Source organism: Aurantibacter crassamenti (assembly GCF_016811105.1).
In the GTDB taxonomy this organism is placed as follows: Bacteria; Bacteroidota; Bacteroidia; order Flavobacteriales; family Flavobacteriaceae; genus Aurantibacter_A; species Aurantibacter_A crassamenti.
This window is the reverse complement of the sequence record NZ_JAFBGM010000001.1, coordinates 577,373-595,286: the sequence shown is the minus strand read 5'-3', so window position 1 is coordinate 595,286 and position 17,914 is coordinate 577,373. Positions and strand designations below refer to the sequence as shown.

Here is a 17,914-nt window from a genome sequence, read left to right as displayed (position 1 = left end):
TAGTTAAAATCGGACTAATGATTTTCATGCATATTATCAATTTAAAGTGTGAAATTGAAAATTACGTTGCAAATGTTATGAGGTATATTTATAAGTCAATAAAAATTCTACTGGTTTTAATCTTGAGTTTGGTCATGAGTTGTATAAATAGCAATGAAGATCAAGAGTCTGTAAAAAGCGGATTTGAAATTATTAATACTAGCGAATCAGGAATTGATTTTAGCAATACAATAAAAGTATCTGACACTTTTAACTACAATACTTTTCCTTATATCTATATGGGTGGAGGTGTAGGAATAGGTGATTTAAATAATGATGGTCTTTCAGATGTTTACTTCACCGGTAATATGACTCCTAACAAATTATATCTGAATAAGGGAGATATGAAGTTTGAAGACGTTGCTTTAAACAATATAATTGCGGGTGATTCACGATGGTACACTGGTGTAACAATGGTAGATATTAATGCCGATGGTTGGTTAGATATTTATGTAAGTGTATCAGGCTTAGGAGAGCTTACGCAAAATCAACTTTTCATAAATAATGGCGATATGTCTTTTAGTGAAAAGGCTGAAGAGTTCGGTATTGCAGATAATGGTAATTCTATTCAAGCAACTTTTTTTGATTATGATAATGATGGTGATTTAGATTTATATGTAGCTAATTATCCTATTATTCCATTAACCATGCCCAATGATTATTATTATGATAAGATGCAATTGCGAAAAGCAAATGAGTCTGGTCATTTGTATAAAAATAATGGTGAAGGAAAATTTGTAGACGTTACAGAAGAATCTAAACTGCTAAATTTTGGACTTTCTTTAGGCGTTGTGGCTTCAGATTTTAATAATGATGGATGGCAAGATTTATATGTCTCAAATGATTTTAATGTACCTGATTATTTTTATATAAATAATGGAGATGGTACTTTTTCTGAAAAACTAAAAGAAACTACACGACAAACTTCAATGTTCGGAATGGGTGTTGATGCAGCAGATTTTAATAATGATGGTTTGATTGATTTAGTTCAGGTAGATATGACACCGAACGATCATTTTCGTTCTAAAACCAATATGGCTAGCATGAATCCTACCTCATTTTATTCAATGGTGAATTTAGGTTTTCACTATCAGTACATGCAAAATAGTCTTCAAGTCAATAATGGGTTTGATAAAAACGGAACACCTATTCTTAGTAATATAGCTAGACTTTCAGGAGTAGCAACAACAGATTGGAGTTGGGCTCCACTATTTGCTGATTTTGATAATGATGGTTTAAAAGATATTGTTATTACAAATGGTATGCGATTAGATGTTAATAACAATGATTTGTTAAATAAAGAAAAGGCCACTTCTTTAACTTCCAATAAGATAGATATGCAAAAGGCGCCATCAACTCCAATTGAAAATTTTATGTATCGTAATAAAGGTAATTACAAATTTGAAGACGTTTCTGAAGAATGGAATGGTAACGTAAAAGGCTTTTCAAATGGCGTTGCCTATGGTGATCTTGATAATGATGGTGATTTAGATATGGTATTGAATAATATAGATAATCATGCTAGCTTGCTAAAAAATAATAGTGAAGGCTCAAATTATCTAAGATTTCATTTAAAAGGTTCAAAAGACAATTCATTGGGTTTAGGTGCTAAAGTGAAAATAGTATCAGGTAATACAACTCAATGGTTAGAACAAAGTCTGACAAGAGGTTTTCAATCAAGTGTTGAGCCAATATTACATTTTGGGTTAGGACAACAGGATTCTGTTGAGGCAATTAAAATTATTTGGCCTGATGGTAAAGAACAGCATATAAATAATGTTTCTGCAAATCAGACAGTGATGCTTCAATATAATGATGCTCAACATAATGAGCCAACAGTTACCAATAAATCTAATGGATTTAATGATATCACTGAATCTCTGGAAATTAAATTTAAACATACAGAAGATTTATACGATGATTTTTTAGTTGAACCACTCTTGCCACATCAGAATTCGCAGTTGGGTCCGGCATTAGCTGTTGGTGATGTAAATAATGATGGGTTAGAAGATTTTTTTATAGGAAATGCTAAAAATCAACAGGCTGCTCTGTATACCCAAGATAAAAAAGGAGTTTTCTCAATACTAAATGGACCTTGGATAGATGATCAAAATTTTGAAGATGTAGGTGCTGTTTTTGCTGATTTTGATGGTGATGGTGATCAAGATCTTTATGTTGTTAGTGGTGGTAATGATGTGGCTATTGACAAAAGTCATTATCAAGATCGCTTGTATTTAAATACCATTGAAGGTTTTGTCAAATCTGAAAATGTTTTGCCTGCAATTAGCACAAGTGGTTTAAAAGTATTGCCTTTGGATTTTGATGATGATGGAGATCTTGATATTTTCATTGGCGGAAGAATTCAGCCAGGGTATTATTTACAGGCACCTAGAAGTTATCTATTAGAGAATAAAGGAGGAAAAAATGCTGCCCTTAGATTCACTGATGTTACTGAAAAAATTGCTCCAGAACTACAAAATATTGGCATGGTAACTGATGCCGTGTGGTTTGATTATAATAATGATAATATAAGAGATTTAGTTGTAACTGGAGAATGGATGCCAGTTACTATTTTCGAAAATGACGGAAAACAGTTGAGAAATGTAACTGAAAAACAGAAATTTGAAAATACAGTGGGGTGGTGGAATACTATTGAAGTAGCTGACCTCGATAAAGATGGTGACTTAGATTTTGTTGTAGGTAATCTTGGTTTAAATTATAAGTATAAAAGTTCTAAAGATTCTCCTTTTGAGATTTATGTAAATGATTTTGATGAAAATAATCGACAAGATATTGTGCTTAGTGTAACAAAAAAAGGTGTTAAACTACCCTTACGTGGTAGAGAATGTTCTTCACAGCAAATACCAATGATTAAAAAGAATTTTGAAACTTATGCATCTTTTGCTTCTGCTGAACTTGATGATATTTACGGGGAAAAAATGCTAGAAAATTCTATGCATAAGACCATTAATACATTTAGTCACCAATGGTTTGAAAACATTGGTGATGGAAATTTTGAAGCTCATGAATTACCTATAGAAGCTCAATTTTCATCAATTAATAACATTGTATTTTTTGATTATAATCACGATGATTTCCCTGATTTATTGGTAGCTGGTAACTTATATGATTCAGAAGTCGAAACACCTAGATCTGATGCAGGTATTGGGCTAGTTTTATTAAATAATGGTAAAAAAGAATTTATTTCTGTATCAATGAATGAAAGTCAACTTTTAATTGATAGAGAGGTGAAGGGTATTGTGCCAATAAAAATTGCTCAGACAAATGCTCAGTCATTTTTATTTGGTGCAAATAATGATAGAATAAAAGTACTTTCTTATTAAAATAGTTCAATTTTTGAATTGTTTTCAGATTTTAATGCAAAAAAAGTATTAAGTGATGCAACTATATAGGTAGCACTCTGAATATTGAAATTATAGATTTGTTATAAATTAAAAGTCATGTCAAAACCAATAACCATAACGGATGTCGTAATAGAGGATGTGCGTTTTCCTACAAGTAAATCATTGGATGGCTCCGATGCGATGAACCCTGATCCTGATTATTCTGCTGCTTATGTAATTCTAAAAACCGATTCAGAAAATGGTTTAGAAGGTCACGGACTTACATTTACTATTGGTAGAGGTAATGAACTGTGTGCTGCGGCAATAAATTCTTTGGCACCTTTGGTTATCGGTAAAACCTTAGAAAGTTTTACGGACAATATGGGTGAATTTTGGAAGATGATAACTGGTGATAGCCAATTGAGATGGTTGGGCCCAGAAAAGGGTGTGATTCATTTAGCAACAGGAGCTGTGGTAAATGCCGTTTGGGACTTGTATGCAAAAGCAGAAGGTAAACCATTGTGGCGCCTAATCGCAGAAATGAGCCCTGAAGTATTGGTTAAATGTATTGATTTTACATACATCACTGATGCTATAACACCATCTGAGGCATTAGAAATACTTAAAGCAAAAGATAGCTCAAAACAAGAACGTATCAATCATTTGTTAGCAAATGGTTATCCGGCGTATACAACCTCTGCAGGTTGGTTAGGGTATTCAGATGATAAAATGAGAAGACTTTGTCAAGAAGCTAAAGCTGCGGGTTTTGATCATATGAAAATAAAGGTTGGCTCCGATCTAAAGGATGATATGCGTAGAGCAGCAATAATTCGTGAAGAGATTGGTCCTGATTTAAGACTAATGATGGATGCTAACCAGAAATGGGATGTTGATGAAGCTATCGAAAACATGGCAGCTCTCAAAAAGTTTAATCCATATTGGATAGAAGAACCTACAAGTCCTGATGATATTTTAGGTCATGCAAAAATAGCAAAGGCAGTTGCTCCAATAAAAGTGGCTACTGGTGAACATTGCCAGAATAGGGTGATGTTTAAACAGTTATTACAAGCAGAAGCTATTGGTATTTGTCAAATTGATAGTTGTAGAGTAGGCGGAGTAAATGAAATTTTGGCCATTTTATTAATGGCAGCCAAGTTTAAAATTCCAGTTTGCCCACATGCTGGTGGAGTCGGACTGTGCGAATATGTGCAACATCTCTCAATGATTGACTATATTGCAATAAGTGGCACACTTGAAGATAGAATAATTGAATTTGTTGATCATTTACATGAACATTTCTATGATCCTGTGGTTATAAATAACGGTGCATATATGCCACCAAGTATGGCTGGTTATAGTATTACAATGAAACCAGAATCTATTGAAGAATTTAGGTTTCCTGATGGAAGTTATTGGAAAGAAGAATTAAAATAAAAGAATAAACTTGCAAATGAAATTTAGTTTAGAAAATAAAAATGCTGTTGTCACTGGTGGTGGAAGTGGTATTGGAAGAGCAATTTGTATAGCTCTTGCAGAACATGGGGCTAATGTACATATTCTAGAATTACAAGCTATAAATGCTGAAGAAACGGCTAAAATTATAAGAGATAATGGAGGCAAGGTTTCCGTGTACGGATGTAATGTTGCAAATGGTAGTGAAGTTAAAAGTGCTTTTGAGTTAATTTTAAAAAGTGGTTCTATTGATATTTTAATCAACAATGCAGGTATTGCGCATATTGGTAATTTAGAGAATACGAAAGAGGAAGATTTAGATCGTTTATATGAAGTAAATATTAAGGGTGTTTACAATTGCATGCATGCTAGTATTGCCAGTTTGAAAGAAAACGGAGGTGTAATATTAAATATGGCGTCAATTGCAGCATCAGTTGGTATTAATGATCGCTTCGCATACTCCATGACCAAAGGTGCAGTTTTAACCATGACTTATTCGGCTGCAAAAGATTATCTTGATTATGGAATTCGGTGCAACTGTATTTCACCTGGTCGAGTACATACTCCTTTTGTAGACGGGTTTATCAAAAAGAATTATCCTGGTAAGGAAAAAGAAATGTTTGAAAAATTATCTAAAACCCAACCTATCGGACGTATGGGTAAACCTGAGGAGATTGCGAATATGGCTATTTATTTATGTTCAGATGAGGCCTCATTTGTAACCGGCACTAATTTTTCTATTGATGGTGGATTTACAACTCTCAATGGTTCATAAATAGAAGACATTCAAATAAATTTTAATGTATTAAGAAAAATTAAATGAAATTAATAAGATTTGGTAAAGTAGGTAGTGAGAAACCTGGAGTGCAATTAGAAAACGGAACACGAATTGATGTTTCTGCATTCGGACAAGATTTTGATGAAAATTTCTTTGGAAATGATGGTATACAGCAATTAGAAAAATGGTTGGAAAGCAATCAAAATAGTTGTCCTGAAATTTCTGATAGTGAGCGTTTGGGTTCACCATTGGTTAGACCTTCAAAAATAGTTTGTGTAGGTTTGAATTATGCTAAGCATGCTGCAGAAAGTGGTATGACTATTCCGAAAGAACCTGTACTTTTCTTTAAAGCTACTTCTGCAATTGTCGGTCCTAACGATGATGTAGTTATTCCAAAAAATAGTGAAAAAACAGACTGGGAAGTTGAGTTGGCTGTTGTTATTGGTAAAAAAGCAACTTATGTTTCAGAGGCCGATGCTTATGACCATATTGCAGGTTATGTTTTGCATAACGATTACAGTGAGCGCGCTTTTCAAATTGAAAAAGAAGGTCAATGGTGTAAAGGAAAAGGTTGTGATACATTTGCTCCATTAGGGCCATTTATTGCTACAACTGACGAGATTCAAAATCCAAATAATTTAGACTTATGGTTAAAATTAAATGGAGAAAAGCTACAAGACAGTAACACATCTGATTTTATTTTTAATATCGAACAAGTAGTCAGTTATATTAGTCAGTATATGACATTATTACCTGGTGATATTATTTCAACAGGTACGCCTTCTGGGGTTGGTTTTGGTTTTAGTCCAAACAAATACTTAAAGGCAGGTGATGTTGTTGAATTGGGTATTGAAGGTTTAGGTACTTCTAAACAGCTGATTAAAGCGTATCAATAAACTTAAGAATGAATTTAAATTTAAAGGATAAGGTCATTGTTGTTACCGGAGGCTCTAAAGGCATAGGACTTGGTATTTGTAAAGTGCTCGCTGATGAAGGAGCTATTCTATTTATAATAGGTAGAAATCAACCAACCATTATTAAAGCTGCTAAAGAACTAGAAGAATCGGGTGCAACAGTGGCTTATGCTTTTGCCGAACTTACCAATCCTGATCAATGTAAAAATGCTATTGATAGTGTTATTGAACGTTTTGGTAAAATAGATGGACTTGTTAATAACGCGGGGGTAAATGATGGAGTGAGCCTAGAAAATGGAGGTTATGAAGATTTTATGGCTTCGCTACAGAAAAATCTAGTTCATTACTATTTAATGGCACATCATGCATTACCAGAATTAAAGAAAAGTAAAGGTGCAATTGTAAATATTGGTTCTAAAACTTCAGTAACTGGTCAAGGAGGTACGTCAGGGTATGCTGCAGCTAACGGTGGGCGAAATGCCCTTACAAGAGAATGGGCTGTAGAATTGTTGCCTTATGGTATTCGAGTTAATGCTGTAATGGTTGCAGAATGTTTTACACCTTTATATGAAAGATGGATAAAAACCTTTGATGAGCCTGAGAAGAAATTAAAAGGAATTACCGAGAGAATTCCATTAGAAAATAGGATGACAACTGCTACTGAAATAGCCAATACCGTAGCTTTTTTATTGTCTGATGCTTCAAGCCATACAACAGGGCAATTGGTATATGTTGATGGTGGTTATACACACCTTGATAGAGCTTTATAAACTAGAAAATGAAGAACGCTGAAAAAATTCCAATTGTTTCCAAGAAATTGTTGGTGCCTTTTATTTTAATCACTTCGCTATTTGCACTTTGGGGTTTTGCGAATGATATTACCAACCCAATGGTTTCCGCGTTCAAAAAAATATTGGAGTTGAATAATACCCAGGCTTCTTGGGTGCAAGCGGCTTTTTATGGAGGGTATTTTACAATGGCGTTACCTGCTGCCTTTGTTGTAAAAAAGTATTCGTATAAAGTTGGAATATTAGTAGGCCTTGTTTTGTATGCTGTTGGGGCTTTACTTTTTTACCCTGCTGCTGCCATGGAAAATTATCTTTTCTTTTTGTTGGCCTTATATATTTTGACTTTTGGCTTGGCGTTTTTAGAAACTACGGCTAATCCATTTATCCTTTCAATGGGAGCTAAAGAAACTGCTACCCAAAGACTAAATTTAGCACAAGCATTTAATCCTTTAGGTGCTTTGTCTGGTTTGTTTGTAGCACAGGTATTTATATTGGGCGCATTGCAGTCCGATGATTTAGATGCTGGTGGTAATAGTGTTTATGATACACTTTCTGAGACCGCAAAAGCAGCAGTTAAAACATCTGATTTATTGGTAATCAGAAACCCGTATGTGGGTTTGGGTCTTTTTGTAATTCTTATGTTCGTAGTTATAGCATTTGTAAAAATGCCAGAAGTTCAGAAAGCAGACGAAGATGATTCGAATTCTAGTATGTGGGATTCAATTCGTAGAATTTTTAAAAAAGAACGATTTGTAGGGGGAGTAATTGCACAATTATTTTATGTAGGTGCACAAATAATGTGTTGGACATATATTTACCAATATGCAGAAAATCTAGGAATCAATAATCAAGAAGCTGTGAATTATGCATATGCAGCCTTAGTGATTTTTCTAATCAGTAGATTTCTGTTCACGTATTTAATGAAATTTATTCAGTCTGGTAAGTTATTAATGCTCTTAGCTGTATTGGCGGTAATCTTCTGTTTGGGTACAATATTTATTCAGGGTATGGGTGGACTATATTCACTAGTAATGGTTTCCTTTTGTATGTCATTAATGTTCCCGACCATTTACGGAATAGCTTTAACAGGTTTAGGTGATGATGCAAAACCAGCATCAGCTTTTTTGGTTATGGCAATTGTAGGTGGTGCATTTATGCCCGTTCTTCAAGGCCTAATTATGGATATTGGAGGAAGCGCATATGATGATGTTAGAATTATGGGTGTGCCTGAAGTAAATTTCTCTTTTATTTTACCTCTGGTTTGCTTTTTAGTTGTTGCAGCATATGGCTATAGAGCGTTTAAAGTATACCAAATAGAGTAAGCTTGTTAGCTCTTTTTTAATTAAATCAAGTACAAGTAATTTTTAGTTTTTAATTATAGTATCATGCTAGAAGGAGTTAAAATAAATAATAACTACCCATCAGTTACTGATTTGCGCAATAAAGCAAAAAGTAAAATCCCAAACTTTGCTTTTGAATACCTAGATGGTGGTTGTAATGAAGATGTAAACTTACATAAGAATACTGCTGAAATTAGAGATGTAGAATTATTACCCTATTATCTAAGTAAGCACACGGGTTCTGAAATGAAAACAGAATTGTTCGGTCATACGTATGATGCACCGTTCGGTATTGCACCAGTTGGTTTACAAGGTCTAATGTGGCCCAATGCCCCAGAAATATTAGCAAAAGCTGCTTTTAAACATAACGTGCCTTTTGTGCTTAGTACGGTGTCAACAAGCAGTATAGAACGTATTTCAGAGTTAACAGAAGGCCAAGCATGGTTTCAATTATATCATCCTACAAAAAACCGTTTACGAGACGATATTATAAAGCGTGCAGCTGCGGCTGAATGTCCAGTTTTAGTTATATTATGTGATGTTCCTACTTTCGGATTTCGACCAAGAGATATTAGAAATGGATTAGCAATGCCCCCAAAGATGTCTGTGAAAAATATTTTGCAGATTTTGGGACGGCCAGAGTGGGCTCTGAAAACTTTAATTCATGGACAACCAAACTTTGAAACGCTGAAGCCTTACATGCCTAAAAATCTAGATTTAAAACAATTGGGTAAATTTATGGATGCTACTTTCTCAGGAAGATTAAATGAGGAAAAGATAAAACCCATTCGCGATATGTGGAAGGGTAAGTTGGTATTAAAAGGTGTTGCAAATGAAGCAGATGCTGAAAAAGCTTTACGCCTTGGCATTGATGGCGTCATTGTTTCTAATCATGGTGGTAGACAATTAGATGCTGGAGAATCAACCATAAAACCTTTAACAAGAATAGCACAGAAGTACGGAGATAAAATGACAGTAATGATGGATAGTGGTCTGCGTTCAGGGCCAGATATTGCAAGAACTTTAGCTAGTGGAGCTAAATTTACATTCATGGGCAGATCATTTATGTATGGTGTTGCTGCTTTAGGAAACGAAGGTGGTGATCATACCATATCTTTACTTAAAACCGAACTTCAACAAGTAATGGAACAAATATGTTGTGAGGAGGTAAAAGACTTTCCACATCATTTGATTAAATAATAACAGTACCTAAACATATTGTAGTATGGAAATTAAAAAAGTTCTAGTAGCAAATAGAGGTGAAATTGCCATACGTATTTTTAGAGCATGTGTTGAAATAGGGGTAAGAACTGTTGGTGTTTATACCTATGAAGACCGTTATTCACTACACCGATATAAAGCTGATGAGTGTTATCAAATTGGTGCTGATACCGAACCGCTCAAACCATATTTAGATATTGATGCTATAATCAAAGTAGCAAAAGAAAATAACGTTGATGCCATTCACCCTGGCTATGGTTTTCTGTCTGAAAATGCAACTTTTGCTGAAAAATGTGAGGTTAATGGTATAATTTTTATTGGCCCTAAAGTGTCTGTTCTTAAAGCTTTAGGTGATAAGATTATGGCTAAAGAAGTTGCAGTAGCCAATAATGTTCCTGTTATCTTAAGTAGTGATAAAGATTTAACAGATGTTGGAATTGCTGTATCTGAAGCAAAAAAAATCGGTTATCCAATAATGTTGAAAGCTGCCTCTGGTGGTGGTGGCCGTGGTATGCGGGTTATTCGTACAGAAGAAGAATTAAGAAAAGGTTTTCCTGAGGCAAAAAGAGAATCGCTTAATGCTTTTGGTGACGACACAGTTTTTCTAGAAAAATTTGTAGAAAATCCGAAGCACATTGAGATTCAAATAATGGCAGATACACATGGCAATATTGTGCATTTGTATGAAAGAGATTGTTCTGTTCAACGTCGTTATCAAAAAGTAATAGAATTTGCTCCTTCTATCGGTTTACCTCAAGAAACGAAAGATAAGTTATATGAATATGCAATTAATATTTGTAAAGCAGTAGACTACAATAATATTGGCACTGTTGAATTTTTAGTTGATGATGACGGTAGTATTTACTTTATTGAAGTAAATCCGCGTGTTCAAGTAGAGCATACAGTTACTGAAATGATTACAAATATTGATTTGATTAAAGCTCAGCTTTTTATTGCTGGCGGATATAAATTATCAGATCAGCAAATAAAAATACCAAATCAAGAATCAATACAAATTACTGGTTTAGCATTACAATGTAGAATTACTACTGAAGATCCTTCTAATGATTTTAAACCAGATTACGGAGTAGTCACAACATATAGAAGTGCTTCTGGCTTTGGTATTCGATTAGATGCCGGAAGTATTTATCAGGGCGTTTCTATTTCTCCATTTTTTGATTCAATGTTAGTTAAGGTCTCTGCAAGAAGTAGAACTTTAGATGGCTGTTGTAGAAAAATGCGTAGGGCATTGGCTGAATTTCGGATACGTGGCGTAAATACCAATATGGCCTTTTTAGATAATATTCTAAAGCATCCGACCTTTAGAGAAGGCAAGGTAACGGTAAATTTCATAAAGAACGAGCCTAAACTTTTTGAGTTTGTTGAGCCAAGAAACCGTGCGAATAAATTAATACAATTTTTAGGTGAAACCATAGTAAACGGAAATTCCGATGTAAAAAAGTTTGATCCAACTCACGTTTTTTCTAAACCAATTATTCCGTCGGTGCCAAATATGGATAGCCATCCAAAAGGCACTAAAGACTTATTGACTGAATTGGGCCCAGAAAAGTTTTCGCAATGGTTGAAAAAGGAAAAGAAAATTCACTTTACCGATACCACAATGCGTGATGCCCATCAGAGTCTTTTAGCTACACGTATGCGTACTAGCGATATGCTCAAAGTAGCGGAGGGTTACAGAAAAAACCATCCTGAGATATTTTCTATGGAGGTTTGGGGTGGTGCTACCTTTGATGTGTGTTTGCGATTTTTACAGGAAAATCCTTGGGAGCGATTGGCCTTATTACGTAAAGCAATGCCAAATGTTTTATTGCAAATGCTAATTAGAGGATCAAATGGCGTTGGGTATACCGCGTATCCTGATAATTTAATTGAAAAATTTGTTGAAGAATCATGGAATACGGGGGTTGATGTTTTTCGAATTTTTGATTCGTTAAATTGGATGAAATCCATAGCGCCTTGTATTGAACATGTGCGAAAGAGAACAGGTGGTTTGGCAGAAGGTTCAATATGTTATACAGGGGATATTTTGAATCCGGCTAAAACAAAATATGACCTAAAATACTATGTACAACTCGCAAAGGATATCGAAAATGCGGGTGCTCATATTCTTGGGGTAAAAGATATGGCTGGTTTACTTAAGCCGAATGCTGCCTATATTTTAATTAAAGAATTGAAATCTGAAATTGATATTCCTATTCATTTACATACGCATGATACTTCATCGGTGCAATCGGCAACGTATTTGAAAGCAATTGAGGCTGGAGTAGATGTTGTTGATGTTGCGTTGGGTGGTTTATCTGGACTTACTTCACAGCCTAACTTTAATTCGGTGGTAGAAATGTTACGTTACCATAAACGTGAAAATGTGATGAATACAGAAAAACTTTCTGAATATTCTAACTACTGGGAAACGGTTCGTAATTACTATTACACTTTTGAATCAGGTTTAAAATCCGGTACCGGTGATGTGTATAATCATGAGATACCAGGTGGGCAATATTCAAATTTAAAAGGTCAAGCAATTGCATTGGGTCTTGAAGATAAATTCCCAGAAATAACAAAAATGTATGGTGAAGTCAACCAAATGTTCGGTGATATAGTAAAGGTAACACCGAGTTCAAAAGTTGTTGGTGATATGGCCCAGTACATGATTAGTAATGGTCTTACGGTAGAAGATGTTTTAGAACGTGGAGAAGATATTTCTTTTCCTGAATCGGTAAAAAGTTTTTTTAGAGGTGAATTGGGGCAACCAGTAGGTGGCTTTCCAAAAAAAATACAGAAACTGGTTTTAAAAGGCGAAAAACCCTATACCAATAGGCCAAATGCTCATATGGAACCCATTGATTTTGATAAAGAATTTAAAGCTTTTAAAAGAAAGTTTAAAAAGGGTATGGGTCGTGATCTTGAAATGACCGATTTTTTATCCTATTCATTATATCCAAAAGTTTTTACTGATGCTTACAACAATCATGTGAAGTTTGGTAACGTAATGAATATTCCCACTAAAAATTTCTTCTATGGAATGGAAGTAGGCGAAGAAATTATGGTGGAGTTGGATCGGGGAAAAAATGTTTTAATTTCTTTAATGCAAAGAGGAGAGCCAGATCTTGATGGCAATGTGAGTATCTTCTTTAAAATTAATGGTCAAATAAGAAATGTACTTATTAAAGATACCAATGTAAAGGTTAATAAAATTGAAAACCAAAAAGCTGATTCTTCTAATGTAAAACATTTTGGATCTCCGTTACAAGGTTTGTTGTCTAATGTATTGGTTAAAAAAGGTCAGGAAATTAAAAAGAATCAACCGCTGTTTGTAATTGAGGCTATGAAAATGGAAAGTACAGTTGTGGCTATTACAGATGGAATTGTTGACAAAGTAGTTTTAGAAGGTGGTACTTTAGTGAATTCAGAAGACCTTATTATAGTGCTGAAATAATTGAATTCAATAAATATTTAAATATTACCCTAATTCAGGACCAGCAATTACAAAGTGATTTTCTATTTGATTGTCACATGAGTTATTTTTTAAATACATTCTTGTAAAATCTCGTTGTACTTCAAAGCCAATAGTAGTTAACCATTCAATTAGTTCAGGTTGTTGTTTTAGTACATCTACCAAAATAGGTTTACCTAACAAGTTTTGAAATGCAGCTGTTAAAAGTATTTTAGCTTCAGATGTTGATGCTGCTAATAGTGGTCCGATTTGAAAATAGTTATTGCCGTTTCGCCCTGAAATATAACCGATTAATAAATCACCTTCCTTTAAACACCAATGGCAATTGTTTTTATGTCGTAGCATAAATTGCATCAAGGGTTTTCGATTTACACCATAAACTTCTTGATCATATTTCGCTACCTCACTAAGAATTATTTCGTTTATCGGTTCAACAGAATTATTCGATTTTTCAAATTGCGATTTAGAGTCTAATAATAAATTAGAGATTGTCATTCTACAAATCTCATATTCATCAGAAAAACCTAATTTTTTATACACAGGGATGCCTGCTGGTGTGGCATCAAGTTTTATAGATTCACAAAACTTCAATTTATTAATGACGGTATTTAACAGCATTTTACTTATTCCTAAACCGCGATAATTTTTTGAAACTAACATCATGCCGATCCACGCCAATTTGTTTTCAAATTCCATTGCCGTTACAGTGCCAACTATTAATCCATCAATACAAGCTACAAAACAATAATTGGGATTTTGTTCAATTAGAAACTCCCAATCTTGTTCAGTTTGGTTCCAATTTTCAGCATTCTTAAGCTGCATAATGGCTTCCATATCAGATAGAAGCATTACTCTTATTTCAATATTTATTGTTGGTTTTGGCATTATGTGTTCGAAAATACTATTTATTGTCGATTATAAAAGTATGCACAGAAATTGCTATATAGATATATTTTAAGCTTTTAAGAAAATAATAACTTTAGCTATTGCTTTCAATGCAAACAGATTGGTAATTTGTAAAAAAAAGATAATGCAAGACTTAAAAAATAAAGTAGCCTACATTACGGGAGGTTCGAAAGGAATAGGATTTGGAGTAGCAAAAAAATTGGTTGATGCTGGAATGAAGGTTGCCATTAGTGGACGTACTTTAAAAACGGTTCAGCAAGCAGCGGAATATTTAGGTGATGAAAACAATGTATTGGCGTTAGCTTCTGATGTTAGTCAGTTTGATGATGAAAAAAAGGCTATTGAGGCTATACTAGAAAAATGGGGACAGGTTGATGTAGTTCTAGCGAATGCTGGTGTGGGTCATTTTATGCCTGTTGATGAGATGACGCCAGAGTTTTGGAATCAGATGATTGATACAAATTTAACAGGTGTGTTTTACACCTTAAAAGCCTCTGTTGAGGCACTTAAAAAGTCAAAAGGATATTATATGACGCTTGCTAGTTTAGCAGGCACTAATTTTTTTGCTGCAGGTGCGGGCTATAACGCAACAAAGTTTGGTGTAGTTGGTTTTACGCAAGCCGTAATGTTAGATCTTCGAAAATATGATATTAAAGTTTCGACGATAATGCCAGGTTCTGTTGCAACTCATTTTAATAATAACGAGCCTGATGAAAAAGATGCATGGAAAATTCAACCTGAAGATATTGGTGATTTGGTTCTAGATCTTTTAAAAATGCATCCGAGAACTTTGCCAAGTAAAATTGAAGTACGCCCGAGTAGACCAGATAAAAAATAAATATAAACTATTTAGAAAAGTTGGTATTTAAATCTCTTTTTCCGTTAAAGGAATTGAAGCATTACAGATTTCCAATATCAACTTTTTTAATTGTTCTTTAAAGTCAACTAAGGTTTCTTGAGTGATATGTGTTAATTTTTTTGCACCTCTTGCTCTTTTGTCTTTAAAAGCAAATTTTAAAACGCCTGCAGGTAGGTTTTTAAAGGATATAATGCCTGATTCAATACTTTCAATATGTTGTTGTTCATTATACATTAGTGCGTAGCAGAGCAATTGAAAAGCCTTGCTATATTCATATTCAGAAATTACCTCAAGCCAATCTACAATTTCAACATTTTTAGGTTCGACTTTTCCTGTCTTAAAATCTATAATTCGTATTTGGCCGTCAATTTCATCGATACGGTCTAATTTTCCTTTTAAGAATACAGGATAGTCAAGTTCTGGAAAATTCAAAGTAATACGAAATTGTTTCTCTAGACCCACTATTTTAATTCGATGTTGCTCTACTTCGCTAATCTCAATATCAATAAAATTTTCAATGTATTTTACAATGACGTTAAATGCGATGAGGTTTTTACCAGTACTAAAATCACCTCCGGCGTAGGTTTTCTCAAATTGTATTTTGACTAAATTTGGTATTTTAGTTTTCAAACGCTCTAATTGCGCCACTTCTAGTTCTTTACCAATAAACGGAGTATAAATAACTTCTAGAGTATCATGAACAATAGTTCCAAATGTATTTGCAGCAACAGTTTCTTCAACTTCTGTTAGATCATCAATCTTAAGTAAGTTTCGTTTGTAGAAATCTATTGGGTTACGAATGTAATTACTTAATGATGTTGGTGAAAACCCACTAGTTGCATGTTCCTTAATTAATTCAATTAAACTGGAATCTTTTGGTATTGTTACTAGCTCTTTTTTTATCGGCGAAATTGATGGTGATATTACCGTTTCTTTAATGTCTCCAATTTTATTATTGTCGGTCAAAAGCTGCATTAGTAATCTACTTTTTTCACCTCCTTCTAGCAAATCTGAATCTGTATTGTATAGTAGGTATACGTTTTTGGCGCGTTGCAGTATACGATAAAAGTGATAGGTGTATACTGCATCTTTTTCTTTATAGGTTGGTAAACCAAAACTGTGTTTTAAGTCTATCGGAATAAATGAATTGTTTGATTTCCCTGAAGGTAAAATGCCTTCATTTACAGAGGTAAGAATTACTGTTTCAAAGTCTAGGTTTCTGCTTTCAAGCATCCCCATAATTTGTAATCCTTCTAAGGGCTCACCTTGAAAATCTAATGTTTCGCTAGAAAGCAATTCTTTATAAAGGCTATGAAGCGATTTTAAGTCATTTACAAAAGGGTATTGCTGTACTAGTTCACTTATTTGGTTGAATAGTTTGTAAAACCTGTATAGGTATTCTAGTTCTAGATTGTTTGTGCTTTTTTCAAGTTTTAAGCGAATAATGTCAATTACCTTCAAACAATTAGAAATGAATATCTCAGTAGTGGGAATTTCATCTGTAAATAATAAACTTAAATTTTGCTCTTGTTCCGTACATATTTTAATCAATCGATTACTTTGAATAAATGACCAATTTTGAGATGCAATGGTTTTTGATATATTTTGAGCGAAGTTGTTGTTTTCGTCGCTGAGTAATATTTGTAAATAGGGATGTGATAGTAAATCAAGTATTGTACGATGGTACCAACCTCTCGTTTCTTTATTAATATATAAATTGATCAATTGTTCAAACAGACTGGCCAATGGGGTGTTGCCCAATTGATAGCCCATTGTTATGTTGATGTGGTCAATTTGTTTTGGAATTGAATTTAAAATAGGATTTAGTATGGTTTCATCGCCTAAGATAACAGCAGTATTTTTTAAAGAATCGCTCTCATTATTTTCAATTTTATTTAGCAGGCTACCCACATATTTAGACTGTGAAACATTTTTAGGTAACCCTATAATTTCAATATTCTTAGGGGATAAATAATGATTGCTAACTCCAATCATTTTTGAATTTTCAAAATATTCCCAATTTTTCAAATAGTCTCTTAAGAAGAAACTGGCATCATGTGTTTGATCATTTAAGAAGTACTGATCAATATCCCAAAAAATCTTGTTTTTATTATCAGCTATTATTTTTTGGATGATTAAGGTTTCAGATTTATTCAAGGCATTGAAACCTATGAATACGTGAATTTTATCATTTGTATTATTAAGGTATGCTTCTAAATTTTCAAAAGCTCGTCTATAGATTAGGCCTTGATGACCAAGATTTTGGTTTATTAAACTTTCATTAAAGGCATGGTACAGGGGTTCTAATTGATTCCAAAATTGAAGATAGTCTTCCATCATTTTGGTTTTTTCACTTTCTGGCGACCAATGCGTTATTTCTTGTATATCCGTTAGGTTCGAAAAAAGTTCAGTGGCCTCTACTAAATAGCGATCAATTTCATTGAAGTCTTGCAGTAATGTACTGGCCCATTTTGAAAATGAGTAGAAATCTGATTGCTCATCTGTAGCAATAGTTCTATAGACCTTATAAAGTTCAAATAATTGTTGTGTATGGGTTGCAGTAGTTAAACCTGAAATAGATTCTACGAAACCTTCTATGCTTAGTATTTGAGGGGCAAAGAGTGTTTTATTTGCAGTTTGTGCGAGTGCTTTTCTTAAAAATGTACCACTACGCTTACTAGGAAGTATAAATATGATATTTTCTAGCTTGTCGTATTCTTGACATATTTGTTGTACGACCTCTTCTAAAAAACTTTGCATGTGCTAAAATAAAAAAGCCCTGACAATAATGTCAGGGC

General features: G+C 33.8%; 11 protein-coding genes. 9 read left to right on the top strand and 2 right to left on the bottom strand.

The window, feature by feature from the left end; all coding sequences use genetic code 11:
• Positions 1-134 precede the first annotated feature (134 nt).
• The 8 genes from JQC67_RS02535 to JQC67_RS02500 all read left to right on the top strand — a co-directional run bounded on the left by JQC67_RS02535 (position 135) and on the right by JQC67_RS02500 (position 13,333).
• Entirely contained in the window at positions 135-3,383 is a 3,249-nt protein-coding gene (locus JQC67_RS02535; protein ID WP_203251290.1) for a VCBS repeat-containing protein, read from the top strand.
• Positions 3,384-3,500: 117 nt separating this feature from the next.
• Positions 3,501-4,817 (top strand): L-fuconate dehydratase, encoded by a 1,317-nt coding sequence (locus tag JQC67_RS02530; RefSeq protein WP_203251289.1) that lies wholly within the window; start codon positions 3,501-3,503, stop codon positions 4,815-4,817.
• A 16-nt stretch (positions 4,818-4,833) separates the two neighbouring features.
• Entirely contained in the window at positions 4,834-5,610 is a 777-nt protein-coding gene (locus tag JQC67_RS02525; RefSeq protein WP_203251288.1) for an SDR family NAD(P)-dependent oxidoreductase, read from the top strand.
• 44 nt (positions 5,611-5,654) lie between these two features.
• Complete coding sequence (locus JQC67_RS02520) at positions 5,655-6,509, top strand: fumarylacetoacetate hydrolase family protein (protein WP_203251287.1); 855 nt, start codon at positions 5,655-5,657, stop codon at positions 6,507-6,509.
• A gap of 8 nt (positions 6,510-6,517) precedes the next feature.
• On the top strand, positions 6,518-7,297 hold the full coding sequence (locus tag JQC67_RS02515) for an L-fucose dehydrogenase (RefSeq protein ID WP_203251286.1): 780 nt from the start codon (positions 6,518-6,520) through the stop codon (positions 7,295-7,297).
• 8 nt (positions 7,298-7,305) lie between these two features.
• Positions 7,306-8,637, top strand: a complete 1,332-nt coding sequence (gene fucP / locus JQC67_RS02510) for an L-fucose:H+ symporter permease (RefSeq protein ID WP_203251285.1) — start codon at positions 7,306-7,308, stop codon at positions 8,635-8,637.
• Between the two features lie 63 nt (positions 8,638-8,700).
• Positions 8,701-9,855 carry an alpha-hydroxy acid oxidase gene (locus tag JQC67_RS02505; RefSeq protein ID WP_203251284.1) on the top strand — a complete coding sequence of 385 codons (1,155 nt, stop codon included), beginning with the start codon at positions 8,701-8,703 and terminating at the stop codon, positions 9,853-9,855.
• A 25-nt stretch (positions 9,856-9,880) separates the two neighbouring features.
• Positions 9,881-13,333: a pyruvate carboxylase gene (locus JQC67_RS02500; RefSeq protein WP_203251283.1), complete on the top strand. Its 3,453-nt coding sequence runs from the start codon at positions 9,881-9,883 to the stop codon at positions 13,331-13,333.
• Positions 13,334-13,357: 24 nt separating this feature from the next.
• On the opposite strand, the gene JQC67_RS02495 is transcribed toward JQC67_RS02500, so the two are convergent.
• Positions 13,358-14,236, bottom strand: a complete 879-nt coding sequence (locus tag JQC67_RS02495) for a GNAT family N-acetyltransferase (protein WP_203251282.1) — start codon at positions 14,234-14,236, stop codon at positions 13,358-13,360.
• Positions 14,237-14,381: 145 nt separating this feature from the next.
• Here JQC67_RS02495 and JQC67_RS02490 point away from each other — a divergent pair, with 145 nt between their 5' ends.
• Positions 14,382-15,095 (top strand): SDR family oxidoreductase, encoded by a 714-nt coding sequence (locus JQC67_RS02490; protein WP_203251281.1) that lies wholly within the window; start codon positions 14,382-14,384, stop codon positions 15,093-15,095.
• A 27-nt stretch (positions 15,096-15,122) separates the two neighbouring features.
• Here the strand turns inward: JQC67_RS02490 and JQC67_RS02485 are convergent, their stop codons facing one another.
• Entirely contained in the window at positions 15,123-17,876 is a 2,754-nt protein-coding gene (locus JQC67_RS02485) for a PD-(D/E)XK nuclease family protein (protein WP_203251280.1), read from the bottom strand.
• Positions 17,877-17,914: the final 38 nt, after the last annotated feature.